The organism is Pseudomonas sp. G1002 (assembly GCF_013385455.1).
Classification (GTDB): domain Bacteria; phylum Pseudomonadota; class Gammaproteobacteria; order Pseudomonadales; family Pseudomonadaceae; genus Aquipseudomonas.
This window is the reverse complement of record NZ_JACAPY010000051.1, coordinates 76,875-95,329: the sequence shown is the minus strand read 5'-3', so window position 1 is coordinate 95,329 and position 18,455 is coordinate 76,875. Positions and strand designations below refer to the sequence as shown.

Sequence of the window (18,455 nt, the reverse complement as noted above, 5' to 3'; positions counted from 1 at the left end):
AGTGGGATATGCAAGTGAAGCGTTTTTTCGCCGCCGATATGCGTCAGGCCATGAAACTGGTACGTGATGAGTTGGGCGCCGACGCTGCGATTATCGGTAACCGTCGTATTGCCGGCGGTGTGGAGCTGACGGCTGCCCTGGATTACAAACCCTCGGCCCTGGCGCCGCGCGTGCCGAACATGGAACTGGAAGACGAGCTGCGCAAGACCGCTTCGCGCATTGTCTCGGCCCAGGCTGAACTGAGCATGCGTGGCGACAGCGACGCCTCCACCAATCGCCAGCTGTTTGCCGGGCTGCCGTTGACCGCGTCCGAGCCGCTGGTAGAGCCGACTTTTGTTGAACCACCGCGTCCTGCTGTGCCAGCCCCGGCGCCGGCGGTAGACCAGCGGGTGTTCGACTCGATGCGCTTCGAACTCAACGGCCTGCGTGAACTGCTGGAAGTGCAGCTGGGTTCGCTGGCCTGGAACCAGTTGCAGGGCAGCCAGCCACAACAGGCCAACCTGTGGCGTCGCCTGCAACGCATTGGCCTGTCCGGCCCGTTGTCCCGCGACCTGCTGCAACTGACCACGCAAATTGAAGAACCTCGCCAGGCCTGGCGCATGCTCCTGGCCCACCTGGCGCGGATGATCGTCACCCCGGAAATCGAACCCCTGGAAGAAGGCGGTGTGATTGCCATGGTCGGCCCGGCCGGCATGGGCAAGACCACCACCTTGGCCAAGCTGGCCGCACGTTACGTGCTCAAGTACGGCGCCCAGAACATCGCGCTGGTGAGCATGGACAGCTACCGTATCGGCGCCCAGGAACAACTCAAGACCCTGGGCCGCATCCTCAATGTGCCGGTGACCCACGTCGACCCGGGCCAGTCCCTGGCCAACGCCCTCGATCCATTGCTGCGCAAGCGCGTGGTGCTGATCGACACCGCCGGCCTGCAAGCCAGCGACCCGGCCCTGCGCATGCAGCTGGAAAGCCTGGCCGGGCGCGGGATCAAATCCAGAAACTATTTGGTGCTTGCCACTACCAGCCAGAAGCAGGTATTGACCGCCGCCTACCACAGCTACAAGCGCTGCGGGCTGGCGGGTTGCATCCTGACTAAACTGGATGAGACGGCAAGCCTGGGCGAAGTATTGAGCCTGGCAATCAGTCATGAATTACCGGTCGCCTACCTGACCGACGGGCCGCGGATCCCGGATGATCTGCATCTGCCGCGCCGTCATCAGTTGGTCAGCCGGGCTGTCAGCGTGCAAATGCAGGAAGAACCCAGTGAGGAAGCTATGGCTGACATGTTTGCTGACCTCTACCACAGCCCGAACAAGCGAGTTGGCTGAGGCATCATGGCTTTCTATTTAAAAATGACAGTGAAAAGTATCTACATCGATGGCCTGCCAGCAGTTCGCGCGGCCAACTTATGTAGCCTGCGTCTAAGCAAGACAAGGTAAAGAAATAAAATGGGCAGCATGCATCCCGTACAGGTGATCGCGGTGACCGGCGGCAAAGGTGGCGTCGGAAAAACTAACGTGTCAGTGAATTTGTCCCTGGCCCTGGCAGAGCTTGGCCGTCGCGTCATGCTGCTGGATGCTGACCTGGGGCTGGCGAACGTCGACGTTCTGCTGGGACTGACGCCCAAACATACCCTGGCCGATGTCATCGAAGGCCGCTGTGAGCTGCGCGACGTACTGTTGCAAGGCCCCGGCGGGATTCGCATCGTGCCGGCGGCTTCCGGCACCCAGAGCATGGTGCACCTGAGCCCGGCGCAACACGCCGGCCTGATTCAGGCGTTCAGCGACATTGGCGACAACCTCGACGTACTGGTGATCGACACCGCCGCCGGGATCGGCGAGTCGGTGGTCAGTTTCGTGCGCGCAGCCCAGGAAGTGTTGCTGGTGGTGTGCGACGAACCCACCTCGATCACCGACGCCTACGCCCTGATCAAACTGCTCAACCGCGACTACGGCATGAACCGCTTCCGCGTGCTGGCCAACATGGCCCAAAGCCCGCAGGAAGGGCGGAATCTGTTCGCCAAGTTGACCAAGGTCACGGATCGCTTCCTCGATGTCGCCTTACAATACGTTGGCGCAGTTCCTTACGACGAGTGTGTGCGCAAGGCCGTGCAAAAGCAGCGTGCGGTCTATGAAGCGTTCCCTCGTTCGAAGTGCGCATTGGCGTTCAAGGCTATTGCCCAGAAGGTCGATACCTGGCCGTTGCCCGCCAATCCCCGGGGGCATCTGGAGTTTTTCGTCGAGCGATTGGTGCATCAGACGAGCGCAGGACCGGTGCTATGACAGCCAGCGGCTACAACCTTTACAAGAAGTCGGCACGTGACAGTCAAGTCGAATTGATCGAGCGCTATGCGCCCCTGGTCAAGCGCATTGCCTATCACCTGCTGGCGCGCTTGCCTGCCAGCGTGCAGGTCGAGGACTTGATCCAGGCCGGGATGATCGGCCTGCTTGAAGTGTCGACCAAGTACGACGCGAGCAAGGGCGCGAGTTTCGAGACATACGCGGGTATCCGTATCCGTGGGGCCATGCTCGATGAAGTGCGTAAAGGTGATTGGGCGCCGCGATCAGTGCACCGCAATACGCGGATGGTGAGTGACGCAATTCGCTCAATTGAAGCAAAAACCGGTCGCGACGCTAAAGATCATGAAGTTGCGGCCGAACTCCAATTGAGTCTCGACGATTACTACGGGATTTTGAACGATACCTTGGGCAGCCGGCTGTTCAGTTTCGACGACCTTTTACAGGATGGCGAACATGAAGGGCTGCACGAGGACGGCGCGAGTGCCCATCTCGAACCGTCACGGGACCTGGAAGATGAACGCTTCCAGAGCGCGCTGGCGGACGCGATAGCCAATTTGCCGGAGCGTGAGCGACTGGTGTTGGCGCTGTACTACGACGAAGAGCTGAACCTCAAGGAAATCGGTGAGGTCCTGGGAGTCAGCGAATCGCGGGTCAGCCAGTTACACAGCCAGTGCGCGGCCCGCTTGCGGGGGCGTTTGGGAGAGTGGCGAGCGCGCTGACAGGCAGTGTGGGGACACTGCGAACGATACCGTCCAGGCCCTGCGCCCGGACGGGCTTGGCCCGTGGTGCGCCCCCGGTAGTCCTTTTTGTGTAACGCCTGTTGATTGATATGGCGCGCCCAGGTGCTGGGCGCGTTTAAGACTGCTTGGAGGTCGAATTGGACAAGAACATGAAAATCCTCATCGTTGATGACTTCTCAACGATGCGGCGGATCATAAAAAACCTGTTGCGTGACCTTGGGTTCACTAACACGGTCGAGGCGGATGACGGTATTACGGCGATTCCGATCCTCAACAGCGGGAGCATCGACTTTCTGGTAACGGACTGGAACATGCCGGGCATGACCGGTATCGATCTGCTGCGCCACGTGCGCGCTGATGAAAAACTGCGCAGCCTGCCTGTGCTGATGGTGACCGCTGAAGCCAAGCGTGAACAGATCATCGAAGCCGCCCAGGCCGGGGTCAACGGCTACGTGGTCAAGCCATTCACTGCACTGGCCTTGAAAGAGAAGATCGAAAAGATCTTCGAACGCATCGGTCATTGATGCTGCCACGGGGGAGCTATGGAGCATAAAGAATCATCGCAGGCCGACTTTGAGTCGACCCTGAAAAAACATGCTCATCAACTCGTCGAAAGCCTTGAAAGAGGCCAGTTCGGCGACGCGGTGCAGTTGATCCATGAGCTCAACCAGACCCGTGACCGCGGCCTGTACCAGGAAGTGGGCAAGCTCACCCGTGAGTTGCACAGTGCGATAGTCAATTTTCAGATTGACCCGCACATGCCCCAGGCCGAGGAAATCTCGCAGATCACGGATGCCACCGAACGCCTGTCCTACGTGGTCAGGCTGACTGAGGCGGCGGCCAACCGCACCATGGACCTGGTGGAAAACGCCACGCCTCTGGTCAACGGTATGGCCAGTGAAGCCAAGGCCCTGAGCACTGACTGGGGCCGGTTCATGCGTCGGGAAGTGGGCGCTGAGGAGTTTCGTGAGCTGGCGCGTCGGGTCGAGGGCTTTTTGTCCCGCAGCGAGCAGGAAAACCGCACGGTTTCCAGCAACCTCAATGACATTCTGCTGGCCCAGGATTACCAGGACCTCACCGGTCAGGTGATCAAGCGTGTGACCCAACTGGTCACCGAAGTGGAAAGCAACCTGCTCAAACTGGTGTTGATGGCGGGCCAGGTCGACCGGTTTGCCGGCATCGAACATGACCGCGCAGCGATCCTTTCTGAAAAAGATCCACAAAAACACCTCGCCAAGGGTGAAGGTCCGCAGATTCATGCCGATAAACGTGAAGACGTTGTATCCGGGCAAGACGACGTAGACGATTTGCTGTCCAGTTTAGGCTTCTAAGGAGCACACCCATGAGCTTCGGCGCCGATGAAGAAATCCTTCAGGATTTCCTTGTAGAGGCCGGCGAAATTTTAGAGCAACTGTCCGAACAACTGGTCGAGCTGGAAAGCCGACCGGATGATGCGAACCTGCTCAATGCAATTTTTCGCGGTTTTCATACTGTAAAAGGGGGCGCCGGCTTCCTCCAGCTCCACGAGCTGGTGGAGTGCTGTCACATCGCCGAGAACGTGTTCGACATCCTGCGCAAGGGTGAGCGGCACGTCGACTCGGAACTGATGGACGTGATCCTGGAAGCACTGGACGCGGTCAACGGCATGTTCAGTGAAGTGCGTGAGCGCGCACCGATCACTGCCGCCACGCCGGAACTGCTGGCCGCCCTGGCGCGCCTGGCGGAACCTGCGGCCAACGCTCCCGTGGTGGAAGCGGTGGCTGAGCCGGTTGCCGAGCCTGCGGGCGACGTGACCGACAGCGAATTTGAACAACTGCTGGACTCGCTGAACGCCGTCAAGGCCGAAGCCGAAGCGCCGGCAGCCAGTGCGCCGGCCATGGTGCCGACCACCGAAGACATTACCGACGCCGAGTTCGAGTCGTTGCTCGACCAGTTGCACGGCAAGGGCCAGTTTGCCCCGGACGCGGTGGCCGCAGCGCCAGCGCCAACGGAAGCCGCGGCGCCCGTCAGCAATGAAATCACCGACGACGAATTTGAAGCGCTGCTGGACCAGTTGCACGGCAAAGGCTCGTTTGCCGCCGAGGCTCTGCCGGAAGTCGCCGCAACGGCCGCCGCGCCTGCGGCACCCGCTGCTGCGCCGGCCGCCGATGGACTGATCTCCGATCACGAATTCGAAGCCCTGCTGGATGAACTGCACGGCAAGGGCAAGTTCACCGAAGTGGTCGGCGCTGCTGCACCGGCTGCTGCCGCGGCTGTCGCAACACCGGCTCCTGCCGCCAAGGCTGCCGCGCCTGTCGCAGCGAAAGCGGCTCCGGCTCCGGCTCCGGCTCCAGCCCCGGCCCGGGCTGCCACGGCTGCCCCGACCCCGGACAAGCAACCGGCCAGTGAAGCCGAAACCACCGTGCGGGTTGATACCGCGCGCCTGGACGACATCATGAACATGGTCGGCGAACTGGTGCTGGTGCGTAACCGCCTGGTGCGCCTGGGCCTGAACAGTGGCGACGAGGCCATGCAAAAGGCCGTGTCGAACCTCGACGTGGTCACCGCAGACCTGCAGACCGCCGTCATGAAGACCCGGATGCAGCCGATCAAGAAAGTCTTCGGCCGTTTCCCGCGCCTGGTTCGCGACCTGGCACGCCAGCTCAAGAAAGAGATCAACCTGGAACTGGTGGGTGAAGAAACCGACCTCGACAAGAACCTTGTCGAGGCCCTGGCCGATCCGCTGGTCCACTTGGTGCGCAACGCGGTCGACCACGGTGTCGAGACGCCGGAAGAGCGCGAAGCCTCGGGCAAGAACCGCCAGGGCAAAGTGATCCTGGCGGCCGAACAGGAAGGCGACCATATCCTGCTGTCGATCACCGATGACGGCAAAGGCATGGACCCCACGGTACTGCGCAACATTGCAGTCAAGCGTGGGGTGATGGACAAGGACGCCGCCGACCGCCTCACCGACACCGAGTGCTACAACCTGATCTTCGCCCCGGGCTTCTCCACCAAGACCGAGATTTCCGACGTGTCGGGCCGTGGCGTGGGCATGGATGTGGTGAAGACCAAGATCAGCCAGCTCAACGGCTCGATCAACATCTACTCGACCAAGGGCCAGGGCTCGAAGATCGTCATCAAGGTGCCGTTGACCCTGGCGATCATGCCGACCCTGATGGTGATGCTGGGCAACCAGGCGTTCGCCTTCCCACTGGTCAACGTCAACGAAATCTTCCACCTCGACCTGTCGCGCACCAACGTGGTGGACGGCCAGGAAGTGGTGATCGTGCGCGACAAGGCGTTGCCGCTGTTCTACCTCAAGCGCTGGCTGGTGGCTTCGGCCAAGCATGAAGAGCAGCGCGAAGGCCATGTGGTGATTCTTTCCGTGGGCACCCAGCGTATCGGCTTCGTGGTCGATCAACTGGTGGGCCAGGAAGAAGTGGTCATCAAGCCTTTGGGCAAAATGCTGCAGGGAACCCCGGGCATGTCGGGTGCGACCATTACCGGTGACGGTCGGATCGCGCTGATTCTGGATGTTCCGAGCATGCTCAAGCGTTACGCCGCACGGCGTATTTGATTCGGCCCGGGCAGGGCGGTTGTCCCTCGCCCGGCCTAACGGAGTGTTTATGGTAGTCAAGGTCCTGGTGGTGGACGATTCGGGTTTCTTCCGCCGCCGCGTCTCGGAAATTCTTTCATCGGATTCCAATATCCAGGTGGTCGGCACGGCCACCAACGGCAAAGAGGCGATCGATCAGGCCCTGGCGCTCAAGCCGGACGTGATCACCATGGACTACGAGATGCCGATGATGGACGGCATCACGGCGGTGCGGCACATCATGCAGCGCTGCCCGACGCCGGTGTTGATGTTCTCCTCGCTGACCCACGAAGGCGCCCGGGTCACCCTGGATGCGCTGGATGCCGGCGCGGTGGACTTCCTGCCGAAGAATTTCGAAGACATCTCGCGCAACCCCGAGAAGGTCAAGCAGATGCTCTGCGAGAAGGTGCACAGCATCTCCCGCAGTAACCGTCGCAGCCTGTTCAGTGCGCCGGCGCCCGCTCCCGTTACGCCGCCACCGGCCGCCCCGAGCACCTTTGGTCGCCCGGCGCCGGCACCGGTTGCGCGCCCGGCCGCCGCCCCGGTGCGTACGGCTGCGCCCGCCGCACATTCACCTGCGCCCAAGCGCAAGGCCTACAAACTGGTGGCCATCGGTACGTCCACCGGCGGCCCGGTGGCCTTGCAGCGGGTGTTGACCCAATTGCCGGCGAACTTCCCGGCGCCGATCGTGTTGATCCAGCACATGCCGGCCGCGTTCACCAAGGCGTTCGCCGAGCGCCTGGACAAGCTGTGCCGCATCAGCGTCAAGGAAGCCGAGGATGGCGACATCCTGCGTCCGGGTCTGGCGCTGCTGGCCCCCGGTGGCAAGCAAATGATGGTCGATGGCCGTGGTGCGATCAAAATCCTGCCGGGTGACGAACGCCTGAACTACAAGCCGTGTGTGGATATCACCTTCGGTTCCGCGGCCAAATCCTACGGCGACAAAGTTTTGGCGGTGGTATTGACCGGCATGGGCGCCGATGGCCGTGAAGGCGCGCGCCTGCTCAAGCAGGGCGGCAGCGCGATCTGGGCCCAGGATGAAGCCAGCTGCGTGATCTATGGCATGCCCATGGCCATCGTCAAGGCCGACCTGGCCGACGCCGTCTACAGCCTGGACGACATCGGCAAGCACCTGGTGGAGGCTTGCCTCTGATGGATGTATTGAGCCTGATTGGCATCATCATGGCGTTTGTCGCGATTATCGGCGGCAACTACCTCGAAGGCGGCCACCTGGGCGCCCTGGCCAACGGCCCGGCGGCGTTGATCGTGATCGGCGGCACCGTGGGCGCGGCGTTGTTGCAGTCGCCCATGAGTTCGTTCAAGCGCGCGATGCAGATCCTCATCTGGATTATCTTCCCGCCGCGTGTCGACTTGCCGGGCGGCATCGACCGCGTGGTCAACTGGAGCCTCACGGCGCGCAAGGAAGGCCTGCTTGGGCTGGAAGGCGTGGCCGATGCCGAGCCCGACAGCTACGCCCGCAAAGGCCTGCAACTGCTGGTGGACGGCGCCGAGCCGGAAGCGATTCGCAGCATCCTCGAAGTGGACTTCTACACCCAGGAAAGCCGCGACATCAACGCTGCCAAAGTCTTTGAAAGCATGGGCGGCTACGCGCCGACCATCGGCATCATCGGTGCGGTGATGGGCTTGATCCACGTGATGGGCAACCTGGCCGATCCGTCGCAACTGGGCAGCGGGATTGCCGTGGCGTTCGTCGCCACCATCTACGGCGTGGCCAGTGCCAACCTGGTGTTGTTGCCGGTGGCCAGCAAGCTCAAGTCGATCGCCCTGCGCCAGTCGCGTTATCGCGAGATGTTGCTCGAAGGCATCCTCTCGATTGCCGAGGGTGAAAACCCGCGCTCCATCGAATTGAAGCTCCAGGGCTTCATGGATTGATGGGAGGTATTTGTTGTGAGCCGTCGCCGCCGCGAGCCTGAAGAACACGTCAACCATGAACGCTGGCTGGTGTCCTACGCCGACTTCATTACGTTGCTGTTCGCGTTTTTTGTGGTGATGTACTCCATTTCCTCGATCAACGAAGGCAAGTACAAAGTCATTTCCCAGGCGCTGATTGGCGTGTTCAACGACGCTGACCGCGCCCTCAAGCCGATACCCATTGGCGAAGAACGCCCCAAGACCGTGACCCCGGCCAAGCCGCTGGTCAACGACAGCGATGAAACCGCCGCCGGCATTGGTGGCACCAGCGACCCGCTGAAAAGCATCGCCGATAACATCAGCGCTGCCTTTGGCGACCTGATCAGCTCCAACCAGATGACCGTGCGCGGCAATGAGTTGTGGGTCGAGATCGAGCTCAATTCCAGCCTGCTGTTCGCCAGTGCCGATGCAATGCCCAGCGACCAGGCGTTTACCATCATCGACAAGGTGGCGGCGATCCTGAAGCCGTTTGAAAACCCGGTCCACGTTGAAGGCTTTACCGATAACCTGCCGATCAGTACCGCGCAGTACCCGACCAACTGGGAGCTGTCTTCGGCCCGGGCGGCGAGTATTGTACGAATGCTCGCGATGCAGGGTGTGAACCCCGGGCGCCTGGCGTCGGTGGGTTATGGCGAGTTCCAGCCGGTGGCCAATAACGCCACGGCGGAAGGCCGTGCGCGCAACCGTCGGGTGGTGCTGGTGGTGTCGCGCAACCTGGACGTACGCCGCAGCCTGACCGGTACCGGCACTGCCAATGCAACACCGGATGCCGCCTTGAAGCGGGCTGGCACACAAACTGCACCAGCGCCCGTAAAGGCGCCGGTTCGCGGGAGTGCCGTCAATTCTCCGTCACCGGCTCTATAACCCCATGCAATTTCTCGGTCGAGCCTGTGCCTGCCGGGAGGAACAATCCGAATGAGAGTCTGGGCAGTTGCCAATCAAAAGGGTGGTGTCGGTAAAACCACCACGTCCATCGCCTTGGCCGGCTTGCTGGCCGAGGCCGGCAAGCGTGTGGTCGTGGTCGACCTGGACCCCCACGGCTCCATGACCAGCTATTTCGGCTATGACCCGGATGCCCTGGAACACAGTTGCTACGACCTGTTCCTGCACAAGGGCAGCGTGCCGGCCGACTTGCCGGGGCAACTGTTGCTGCCTACCAGCAATGAAAAGATCTCGCTGTTGCCGTCCAGCACCGCCCTGGCCACCCTTGAGCGCCAGTCGCCGGGGCAGAGCGGCCTGGGCCTGGTGATCGCCAAGACCCTGGCGCAGCTGTGGCAGGACTTCGACTACGCGATCATCGACAGCCCGCCGTTGCTCGGCGTGCTGATGGTCAACGCCCTGGCCGCCAGCCAACAGCTGGTGATCCCGGTGCAGACCGAGCACCTGGCCGTCAAGGGCCTGGAGCGGATGGTCAGTACCCTGGCGATGATCAACCGCTCGCGCAAGCAAGCGCTGCCGTTCAGCATCGTGCCGACCCTGTTTGACCGCCGTACCCAGGCGTCCCTCGGCACCTTGCGGGTATTGCGCGATGCTTATCCGGACACCATCTGGCAAGGCTACATCCCGGTGGACACGCGCCTGCGGGATGCGAGCCGGGCAGGGCTGACGCCGTCGCAGTTCGACGGCAAGAGCCGTGGGGTGCTGGCGTATCGGGCGTTGCTCAAGCACCTGTTGTCCCAGCAACTTGTGGCGCAGGTGGCATGATGGTCATAAACAGCCCTGTAGGAGCCTGGCTTGCCAGCGATGCAGACGCCGCGGTTTTCCTGACCAAACCGGCTCTCGATTCAAGTCCGGACACTCACAGGCCGATAACCTCTGAATACAGGGTTGATGGGGCTTGCGCGTGGGCATACAGATGAACCGTCCCGTTGATTTCAAGACCCGGCCGCAACTGGCGCTGGAGTCCTACCTGGACGCTTTGCTCCAGGACGCCACCGAGGAGATGCCGGAGCCGATTCTGATCCTCGATGAAGTCATCGAGCCTGAACCTGCTGCCCTGGACGAGTTTCAGCTGGCGGTCCTGGAAGAACAGGCCCGTGATGCGTTGGTGGTTCCCGTAGCCGTTCCTGTACCGGTTGCTGTGCCCGTCGAGCCTGTGGTGATTGCGCCTGTGGTGGTCGAACCGGTGGTTGAGGTTCACCTCCCGCCGAGCATCACGCCGCCGCCGGTACAGGGCGACGGTCGCCCGGTGTGGGCTGCGGAGCCGTTCGAATGTTTGCTGTTCGATGTCGCCGGGTTGACCCTGGCCGTGCCGCTGGTGTGCCTGGGTTCGATCTACTCCCTGGAAGGCCAGGAGTTGACGCCGTTGTTCGGCCAGCCGGATTGGTTCCTCGGGATCCTGCCGAGCCAGCAGGGCAACTTGAAGGTATTGGACACTGCGCGTTGGGTGATGCCCGACCGCTACCGCGATGACTTCCGCCAGGGCCTGCAATACGTTATTTCGGTCCAGGGCTACGAGTGGGGACTGGCGGTGCATCAGGTCAGCCGCTCATTGCGCCTGGACCCGAACGAAATCAAATGGCGCAGCCACCGTGGCCAGCGGCCATGGCTGGCGGGCACTGTGATCGAACACATGTGCGCATTGCTGGACGTCGCCGAACTGGCGGAGTTGATTGCCAGCGGCGCGGTAAAAGCGATGCCGCTCAACAAACGCACTTGATAACAAGCAGCAGCGCTACAGCGCTGCCCAAGAACGCACACCGTAACCAACGGTATTTGAAGGGGTCTGGAGTATGAACAAGTCAGTGTCCGCACAAGGTATGGATGATCCAATCCTGCAATGGGTCACCTTCAAGCTGGACAACGAGTCCTATGGCATCAACGTGATGCGTGTGCAGGAAGTGCTGCGCTACACCGAAATCGCTCCGGTTCCGGGTGCCCCGAGCTATGTGCTGGGCATCATCAACCTGCGCGGCAACGTGGTGACCGTGATCGACACCCGCCAGCGTTTTGGCCTGGTGCCGACCGAAGTCAACGACAACACCCGCATCGTGATCATCGAAGCCGACAAGCAAGTGGTCGGGATCATGGTCGACAGCGTGGCGGAAGTGGTTTACCTGCGCCAATCCGAAGTCGAGACTGCGCCGAACGTCGGCAACGAAGAATCGGCCAAGTTCATCCAGGGTGTCTGCAACAAGAACGGCGAACTGCTGATTCTGGTTGAGCTGGACAAGATGATGAGCGAAGAAGAGTGGCAGGACCTGGAGAATATCTGATTGTTTCTTGAGGTAGCGGTGATCGTCCTGGCCATCCTTTGGGCCGGGACCCTGGGCTTCCTGCTGCGTTATGTTCGCCAGCAACGGGAATTGGCCACTCGACAAGTCGAGCGCGACGCTGTGCGCGACCGGCGGATCCTGGAGCTGGCCAAGCGGGTCGACCACTTCCAGCAAAGTGCGGTGCGTGTGGGTGATGAAGTGCACGAGCTGCGTTCGGTGCTGGCGCCGTTGCCGGACAAGCTGTCGGCACTCGAGCAGCGTGACCCGTCGAGCCTCTCATTCGCCCAGGCGGCGAAGCTGGTGGGCATGGGCGCCACGGTGGATGAGCTGACCCAGTCCTGCGGGTTGACCCAGGCTGAAGCGCAGTTGATGAGCCGGTTGCACAAGGACAACTGAAGGTTACGAGCTGCAAGCGGTATTGCTTGCAGCTTATAGCCGGTGCCGGTTGCTCAGCCATTCGGCCATGGTCGAGTCCTCCAGGGCGTATTCACCACGGTTGGCTTTCCAGACCAACTCCTTCTCCCGCAGCACTTCCAGTGCTTTCTGCACGTTTGGCGTGCTGGCGTTCGGCTCGACCTGGGCCTGCTCCAGCTTGCGGTTCACATCCTGGAAGGTTTTCTCCGCAAAAGGCGAGAACGCCTGCTTGCCCAGGGTTCGTTCGCCCATCACTTCAAGTACCGCCTGTTGCAGCGGCGAGAGGTCGTTGTAGGCGCTCTCGTAGTCGCTCCAGATGCCGGCCTGGTGATTGAGTGCCCCGGTCCTCAGCAACTCGCCAAGGTTGCTGGCCTCGCCAAGACCCACGCTCACTTCGGTCAGTAGTGTGTTGAGCATTTCCGGGCGCCGGCCAACGAGCTGGAAGGCATAGTCCATGTCCTCCAGGTTGAACTGGTTGGTCGCGGCCAGGCGCTGGTTCCAGAGGTCCGTCACGAACTCGACGAAATCCCGGCTCAACAGCGGGAACGGTGTGATGTGGGCGCCGAAGAACGGTTGTTTGCTCTTGAGTACCAGGTTGGCCAGTTTGTCCCGGCTGGAGCCGGTGAAGACCAGGCGCAGGCCATCGGCCGTGCTGCTGCCGTTGAGATGATCCCGTGCCGCCTTGAGGGCGAACATGGCGTTCACCCCGCCTTCGCTGTTGAGGGCGTGCTGGGCCTCGTCCACGATCAGCACGATCATTTGCCCCGAGACCTGGTGCAGCACGTCCAGCGCGTGGCTGAGCGTGGTGCCGGCGGGCAATTGCGGTTTGGTGAAGTCCCAACTCAAGGTGCGCAACAGGCTGATCTTGTCGATACCGGCTTTCTTGGCCGCCTTGCTCACTGCGCTTTCGAACTCGCCCAGGGCTTTGCCGATAGCGCCGGAGATCAGTTCGGCGGGGTCGATTTCGCGGTTCATCCACAGGTCCACGTACACCGGCAGCCAACCTCGGGCCTTGCACTCGGGGATAAGGTCGTTGCGCAGGAACGTACTCTTGCCGGTACGGCGCGGAGCCGCGAGGAACATGCCGGAGCTGTAGTCGGCAAATGACTCGCCTGCCAGATCACGGGCGAGCGCTTCGGCGAGTAGCTTTCGACTGAGAATCGGGCGGGTAGGGCTCATGGGTTTATCCTGAACTATCGGGTTCGAGATAATCTATACCTCGAAAGATATAATTGCTATACACCACCCACCGCAACTGATCATTCCCACGCTCTGCGTGGGAATGCATCCCGTGACGCTCCGCGTCACCCCTGCGCAAGACTTGAACGTTGCAGCGCCGGTTGGACGCGGAGCTCCGAGGCGGCGTTCCCACGCAGAGCGTGGGAACGATCAGCCGGCTCCCACCTTAATAATCGTCGCCTCTTTCCGTCACATCCCGCTCCACCGGCCCCGCGTCCGGGTTGTAGCCCACCGGGAACTTGCCCTTCAGCGTCCAGGCAAACGCGATGATCTCGGCGACGGTGCGGTACAACTCTTCCGGGATACTGTCCCCCAACTCCATGCGTGCCAGTAATTTGACCAGCTCGGCATTTTCGTAAATCGGGACTTCGTTCTCCCGGGCCAGCTTGAGGATGGCTTCGGCCAGGGCATCGTCGCCCTTGGCGGTCAGGGTCGGCGCTTGTTGCCCGTCGTATTTGAGGGCGATGGCCTGGCGGGGCGGGTTGGGGTTTTTCATGCGGTTTCATCCACCCAGCGTTGTTCAAGCCCGGTTTTCGGGCCCCGTGGCGGGGTACCGAGGTGGCAGTCGAGGTCGCCGACGTTGAGTCCCGACGACACCAGGCGCTCGCGCAGGCTGCCCAGGTGGCTTTCGATCAGGCTGGCGGTGAAGGGCCGGGTCGCCCACAACTGGCTCGACAGTTTGCCCTGGCTCAGTTGCGCCTGGACCTGCAACGGGCCGAGCGGCTCCATGTCGAGCGCCATTTCCACGCGCCAGAGCATTTGCTTGGGATCCTTGCTGTCCTTGCGTTCCGGCTGTTCCTTGTCGGGCGCCGGTTCTTCCCGCTGGAACTTGACCTGCAACGGCACGATGTCCTGCAAGGTGCGCATGGGGATTTCCAGCTGCCAGGTGGTCAAGAGCTTGCCGTCGGCGGTGGTACCGGTCTGCTCCAGGCTCGACAGCTGATGGCTTTGCAGGCGGGAGATGGCCCCGGCGGCCAGGCGCAGCAGGTTTTCCAGGTCACTTTCACCTTCCAGGCGTTGCATCAGCCGATCGGGCAGCGGAAAGCCTGCGGGCGCCTGCCTGGCGCCGAGCTGGGCGAGGGTGCCCAGCGGGCTGCGTACGAAGCTGGGCAGCAACTGCGCCAGGGTGTTGGCAGCGAGGATCGCATTCAGATTGGTGCTGGCGGGCAGGGATGGCAGCAGGTCGGCGACGAAGCGCAGCAGCGCGCCTTTCATGTCCAGCGGCGGTATCTGCGGGTTTTGCCCGGCCAGCAACTTGGCTTCGAGGAAGGTCCCGCTGTTCTGGATCAGTTGCGCCAGCACCTTGGGGTTGCTGGCCTGGGCCAGGTCGGGCAGGCCGGCGAGCAAACGCTCGGCGGCGGCGCGCAGGTCGGCCCCGGTGCTGTCGCTGCTGGTCGCCGGCAGGCTTTGCAGCGCGGTGAACACCACGTCCAGCGAGCCCTGGCGGCTTTGCTGGGTGGAGAGTTGCTGGGCCACGGCCAATTGGTCCTGGCGCCCGCTCAGCGGTACAAAGCTCAAGGTCTGCGCACTTTGCACCACGGCGCTGAGCAGGCTGCCGACGCGCAAGGGCTGCGGGCTTTCGACGGTCAGGGTCGCGCCGCTGAGGACGTTATTGAGCACCGACACCAGTGAGCGATACACCACCGGCTGGTTGGCGCCCTGTGGCAGCGCCTGGGTGGTCAGCACCTTGCCTTGCAGCAGGGTGCCCACCGGTAACTGGCTGGTATCGATACGCGTCAGCGCGGCGACGCTGGAACTCAGGGCCTGCTGCAGGCTGATGGACAAATTGCCCGACGGCGTCTGGCTGACTTCCACCTGGGTACCCAGCGGCAGCGGCTGGCTGCTGCTGGCCTGCACCAGGGTTTGCCGGCCGCCTTCCAGGGTCAGCTTGAGCAGCAACTGAAATGCATCGCCGCCTTGTTTCAGTGCCAGCACCTCGGCATTTACGGTTTTTCCGGGGTCGATCAGGCCGGTCTGCGGCTCCAGCAGTTTCAGCAACTCGCCCGCTGCAGGCGCGGGCGCAGGCCCGGCCGGAAGCGTCGGGGGGAGCGTGGGAAGATTGATCTCACCGGTCATCGTGCGCGCCGTCTCAGGGGAAATTGCCCTCTTTAGAGTAGGGCATCACATGTATAATGCCGCCCGTCTTCAAAGAGAGTGTTAAAAACAACACAACTGATTGATCCAGCTCTCTAAAAACGGTCGCCAAAGCAGTTAATGTGCATCTCTTTAACGGCCGTTCCACCGCCGACTTGAACCGTAAAGGCCCGCGATCTCTTGACCAGCCCTCTTCTAGAAGCCGTAGCGCTCGCCTGTGAACGTGACCTGCGGATGCTGTTCGAACACCTCGAACTGCGTCTGGCGGGCGGCGACATGGTGCAGGTCAGCGGCCCCAACGGCAGCGGCAAGACCAGCCTGTTACGCCTGCTGGCCGGTCTGATGCAGCCGACGGCGGGGGAAGTGCGGCTCAACGGCAAACCGTTGCACGAGCAGCGCACCGAGCTGGCGCGCAACCTGATCTGGATCGGCCACGCCGCCGGGATCAAGGATGTGCTCACCGCCGAAGAAAACCTCAGCTGGCTCAGCGCCCTGCATCATCCCGCAAGCCGCGAGGCGATCTGGCAGGCCCTCGCCGCCGTTGGCCTGAAAGGTTTCGAAGACGTACCCTGCCACACCCTGTCCGCCGGCCAGCAGCGCCGCGTGGCCCTGGCCCGTTTGTATCTGGACGGCCCGCCGCTATGGATTCTCGACGAACCCTTCACCGCCCTCGACAAACAAGGCGTTGCCCAATTGGAAGAACACCTTGCCGCGCACTGCGAGCAGGGCGGCATGGTTGTCCTGACCACTCACCACACCTTGACGCGCATGCCTGCCGGTTACCGCGACCTCGACCTGGGACGGTGGGCGGTATGAGTGTTTTTGCCCTGTTGGTCGCCCGCGAAGCGCGGTTACTCTGTCGCCGTCCGGCCGAATTGGCCAACCCGCTGGTGTTCTTCGCGATTGTGATTGCGCTGTTCCCGTTGGCGGTGGGCCCCGAGACTAAACTGTTGCAAACCTTGTCTCCGGGACTGGTCTGGGTGGCGGCGCTTTTGTCGGTCCTGCTCTCGCTGGACGGGCTGTTTCGCAGTGATTTTGAAGACGGTTCCCTCGAACAGTGGGTCCTTTCGTCGCACCCCCTGCCACTTCTGGTATTGGCCAAGGTACTGGCACACTGGGCGTTTTCCGGCCTGGCGCTGGTATTGCTCGCGCCGCTGCTGGCGATGATGCTGGGGTTGCCCACCGAATGCCTGCCGGTGTTGCTCCTTTCCTTGTTGCTTGGCACGCCGGTTCTCAGTCTACTGGGCGCCGTAGGTGCGGCACTGACCGTCGGTTTGAAACGCGGTGGCCTGTTGTTGGCGCTGCTGATCTTGCCTTTGTATATCCCGGTGTTGATCCTGGGCAGCGGCGCGTTGCAAGCCGCGCTCCAGGGCATGCCGGCGACCGGTTACCTCCTGTGGCTTGGCAGCCTGGCCGCCCTGGCGGTAACCCTGACACCCTTTGCTATAGCGGCTGGCCTGAAGATCAGCGTCGGCGAATAATGAGGTCTGGTTAAGCGATAGAACCTTAACCAGTAAAGACCCTAAGCTTCTCGCAACGACGAGAAGCAACCGTGATGGAAACAGCATGAACTGGACCTGGTTTCACAAGCTCGGCTCGCCCAAATGGTTTTACGGCATCAGTGGCAAACTGCTGCCGTGGTTGAGCATCGCCGCGGTATTGCTGATCGGCATCGGCCTGGTCTGGGGCCTGGCCTTCGCGCCGCCGGACTATCAGCAAGGCAACAGCTTTCGCATAATCTACATCCACGTGCCTGCCGCGATGCTGGCCCAGTCCTGCTACGTGATGCTGGCGGTGTGCGGCATCGTCGGCCTGGTGTGGAAGATGAAACTGGCGGATGTTGCCCTGCAATGCGCCGCGCCCATCGGTGCCTGGATGACCGCCGTGGCGCTGGTCACCGGCGCGATCTGGGGCAAGCCGACCTGGGGTTCGTGGTGGGTATGGGATGCGCGACTCACCTCGATGCTGATCCTGCTGTTCCTGTACTTCGGCCTGATTGCCCTGGGCAACGCCATCAGCAACCGTGACAGCGCCGCCAAGGCCTGCGCGGTGCTGGCGATCGTCGGCGTGATCAACATCCCGATCATCAAATACTCGGTGGAGTGGTGGAACACCCTGCACCAGGGCGCCACCTTCACCCTCACCGAAAAGCCGGCAATGCCCGTGGAAATGTGGGCGCCGCTGCTGCTGATGGTGCTGGGGTTCTACTGCTTCTTCGGCGCCGTGCTGCTGATGCGCATGCGCCTCGAAGTGCTCAAGCGAGAAGCCCGCACCAGTTGGGTCAAGGCCGAAGTGCAAAACAGCCTGGGAGCCCGTGGATGAGCTTCAACTCTTTCAGTGATTTTCTCGCCATGGGCCATCACGCCCTGTACGTCTGGACGGCCTATGGCATTTGCCTGGCGGTGCTGGCCCTCAACGTCGCCGCGCCGATCCTGGCCCGCAAGCGTTACCTGCAACAAGAGGCGCGTCGTTTGCGCCGGGAGACCGAAAAGTGAATCCGCTGCGTAGAAAGCGTCTGTTGATCATCCTGGCCATCATGGCCGGTGTCGGCATTGCCGTGACCCTGGCCCTGAGCGCCCTGCGGGAGAACATCAACCTGTTCTACACCCCGACCCAGATCGCCAACGGCGAAGCGCCGCTGGACACCCGAATCCGTGCCGGTGGCATGGTCGAGAAAGGCTCGTTGCAACGCTCCGGCGACTCCCTGGACGTCAAGTTCATCGTCACCGACTTCAACAAGTCCGTGACCATCACCTACCGCGGCATCCTCCCGGACCTGTTCCGCGAAGGGCAGGGCATCGTTGCCCTCGGCAAGCTCAACGCCGACGGCGTGGTGGTGGCCGATGAAGTGCTGGCCAAGCACGATGAAAAATACATGCCGCCGGAAGTCACCAAGGCCCTCAAAGACAGCGGCCAATCCGCCCCGACCCCCGCCAAGGAGGGCTAA

21 protein-coding genes are annotated in these 18,455 nt (G+C 62.0%); 18 read left to right on the top strand and 3 right to left on the bottom strand.

What is annotated here, in order from left to right; all coding sequences use genetic code 11:
- The first annotated feature begins 8 nt into the window (after window positions 1–8).
- The 13 genes from flhF (at window position 9) to HX801_RS29020 (ending at window position 12,157) form a co-directional block, all read left to right on the top strand.
- Window positions 9–1,325 carry a flagellar biosynthesis protein FlhF gene (gene flhF / locus HX801_RS29080; protein WP_177023223.1) on the top strand — a complete coding sequence of 439 codons (1,317 nt, stop codon included), beginning with the start codon at window positions 9–11 and terminating at the stop codon, window positions 1,323–1,325.
- Window positions 1,326–1,445: 120 nt separating this feature from the next.
- Window positions 1,446–2,279, top strand: coding sequence for a flagellar synthesis regulator FleN (gene fleN, locus HX801_RS29075; protein WP_003192912.1), 834 nt, complete (start codon window positions 1,446–1,448; stop codon window positions 2,277–2,279).
- On the top strand, window positions 2,276–3,016 hold the full coding sequence (fliA, locus tag HX801_RS29070; protein WP_008434817.1) for an RNA polymerase sigma factor FliA: 741 nt from the start codon (window positions 2,276–2,278) through the stop codon (window positions 3,014–3,016). Before fleN ends, fliA begins: the two co-directional genes overlap by 4 nt.
- A 170-nt stretch (window positions 3,017–3,186) precedes the next feature.
- On the top strand, window positions 3,187–3,561 hold the full coding sequence (locus HX801_RS29065) for a chemotaxis response regulator CheY (RefSeq protein WP_005790040.1): 375 nt from the start codon (window positions 3,187–3,189) through the stop codon (window positions 3,559–3,561).
- Between the two features lie 18 nt (window positions 3,562–3,579).
- Window positions 3,580–4,368 carry a protein phosphatase CheZ gene (locus HX801_RS29060; RefSeq protein WP_003214538.1) on the top strand — a complete coding sequence of 263 codons (789 nt, stop codon included), beginning with the start codon at window positions 3,580–3,582 and terminating at the stop codon, window positions 4,366–4,368.
- An 11-nt stretch (window positions 4,369–4,379) separates the two neighbouring features.
- On the top strand, window positions 4,380–6,596 hold the full coding sequence (locus HX801_RS29055; protein ID WP_177023222.1) for a chemotaxis protein CheA: 2,217 nt from the start codon (window positions 4,380–4,382) through the stop codon (window positions 6,594–6,596).
- A gap of 49 nt (window positions 6,597–6,645) precedes the next feature.
- Window positions 6,646–7,767, top strand: a complete 1,122-nt coding sequence (locus HX801_RS29050) for a chemotaxis response regulator protein-glutamate methylesterase (RefSeq protein ID WP_008434810.1) — start codon at window positions 6,646–6,648, stop codon at window positions 7,765–7,767.
- Window positions 7,767–8,507, top strand: a complete 741-nt coding sequence (locus tag HX801_RS29045) for a flagellar motor protein (protein ID WP_003210645.1) — start codon at window positions 7,767–7,769, stop codon at window positions 8,505–8,507. The genes HX801_RS29050 and HX801_RS29045 overlap by 1 nt, the downstream gene beginning before the upstream one ends.
- 15 nt (window positions 8,508–8,522) lie before the next feature.
- Window positions 8,523–9,410, top strand: a complete 888-nt coding sequence (gene motD / locus HX801_RS29040) for a flagellar motor protein MotD (RefSeq protein WP_003210644.1) — start codon at window positions 8,523–8,525, stop codon at window positions 9,408–9,410.
- A gap of 51 nt (window positions 9,411–9,461) precedes the next feature.
- Window positions 9,462–10,250 carry a ParA family protein gene (locus HX801_RS29035; protein ID WP_003210643.1) on the top strand — a complete coding sequence of 263 codons (789 nt, stop codon included), beginning with the start codon at window positions 9,462–9,464 and terminating at the stop codon, window positions 10,248–10,250.
- A 151-nt stretch (window positions 10,251–10,401) separates the two neighbouring features.
- Complete coding sequence (locus HX801_RS29030) at window positions 10,402–11,205, top strand: CheW domain-containing protein (protein WP_087694323.1); 804 nt, start codon at window positions 10,402–10,404, stop codon at window positions 11,203–11,205.
- Window positions 11,206–11,278: 73 nt separating this feature from the next.
- Window positions 11,279–11,761 carry a chemotaxis protein CheW gene (locus HX801_RS29025; protein WP_177023221.1) on the top strand — a complete coding sequence of 161 codons (483 nt, stop codon included), beginning with the start codon at window positions 11,279–11,281 and terminating at the stop codon, window positions 11,759–11,761.
- Window positions 11,762–12,157, top strand: a complete 396-nt coding sequence (locus HX801_RS29020) for a DUF2802 domain-containing protein (RefSeq protein WP_008434800.1) — start codon at window positions 11,762–11,764, stop codon at window positions 12,155–12,157.
- 33 nt (window positions 12,158–12,190) lie between these two features.
- On the opposite strand, the gene HX801_RS29015 is transcribed toward HX801_RS29020, so the two are convergent.
- The 3 genes from HX801_RS29015 to HX801_RS29005 all read right to left on the bottom strand — a co-directional run bounded on the left by HX801_RS29015 (window position 12,191) and on the right by HX801_RS29005 (window position 15,490).
- Window positions 12,191–13,354, bottom strand: coding sequence for a hypothetical protein (locus HX801_RS29015; RefSeq protein WP_177023220.1), 1,164 nt, complete (start codon window positions 13,352–13,354; stop codon window positions 12,191–12,193).
- Window positions 13,355–13,580: 226 nt separating this feature from the next.
- Window positions 13,581–13,910 (bottom strand): EscU/YscU/HrcU family type III secretion system export apparatus switch protein, encoded by a 330-nt coding sequence (locus tag HX801_RS29010; RefSeq protein ID WP_177023219.1) that lies wholly within the window; start codon window positions 13,908–13,910, stop codon window positions 13,581–13,583.
- Window positions 13,907–15,490, bottom strand: coding sequence for a flagellar hook-length control protein FliK (locus tag HX801_RS29005; RefSeq protein WP_177023218.1), 1,584 nt, complete (start codon window positions 15,488–15,490; stop codon window positions 13,907–13,909). The genes HX801_RS29010 and HX801_RS29005 overlap by 4 nt, the downstream gene beginning before the upstream one ends.
- A gap of 252 nt (window positions 15,491–15,742) precedes the next feature.
- On the opposite strand from HX801_RS29005, the gene ccmA reads away from it, so the two are divergent.
- The 5 genes from ccmA (at window position 15,743) to ccmE (ending at window position 18,455) form a co-directional block, all read left to right on the top strand.
- Window positions 15,743–16,324 carry a cytochrome c biogenesis heme-transporting ATPase CcmA gene (gene ccmA / locus HX801_RS29000; protein WP_003210636.1) on the top strand — a complete coding sequence of 194 codons (582 nt, stop codon included), beginning with the start codon at window positions 15,743–15,745 and terminating at the stop codon, window positions 16,322–16,324.
- A complete protein-coding gene (gene ccmB, locus HX801_RS28995) occupies window positions 16,321–16,989 on the top strand; it encodes a heme exporter protein CcmB (protein ID WP_003210635.1) in 669 nt (222 codons plus the stop codon). Before ccmA ends, ccmB begins: the two co-directional genes overlap by 4 nt.
- A gap of 85 nt (window positions 16,990–17,074) precedes the next feature.
- On the top strand, window positions 17,075–17,830 hold the full coding sequence (locus tag HX801_RS28990; RefSeq protein WP_008434790.1) for a heme ABC transporter permease: 756 nt from the start codon (window positions 17,075–17,077) through the stop codon (window positions 17,828–17,830).
- Window positions 17,827–18,003 (top strand): heme exporter protein CcmD, encoded by a 177-nt coding sequence (ccmD, locus tag HX801_RS28985; RefSeq protein WP_008434788.1) that lies wholly within the window; start codon window positions 17,827–17,829, stop codon window positions 18,001–18,003. Before HX801_RS28990 ends, ccmD begins: the two co-directional genes overlap by 4 nt.
- Window positions 18,000–18,455 carry a cytochrome c maturation protein CcmE gene (gene ccmE / locus HX801_RS28980; RefSeq protein WP_008434786.1) on the top strand — a complete coding sequence of 152 codons (456 nt, stop codon included), beginning with the start codon at window positions 18,000–18,002 and terminating at the stop codon, window positions 18,453–18,455. The genes ccmD and ccmE overlap by 4 nt, the downstream gene beginning before the upstream one ends.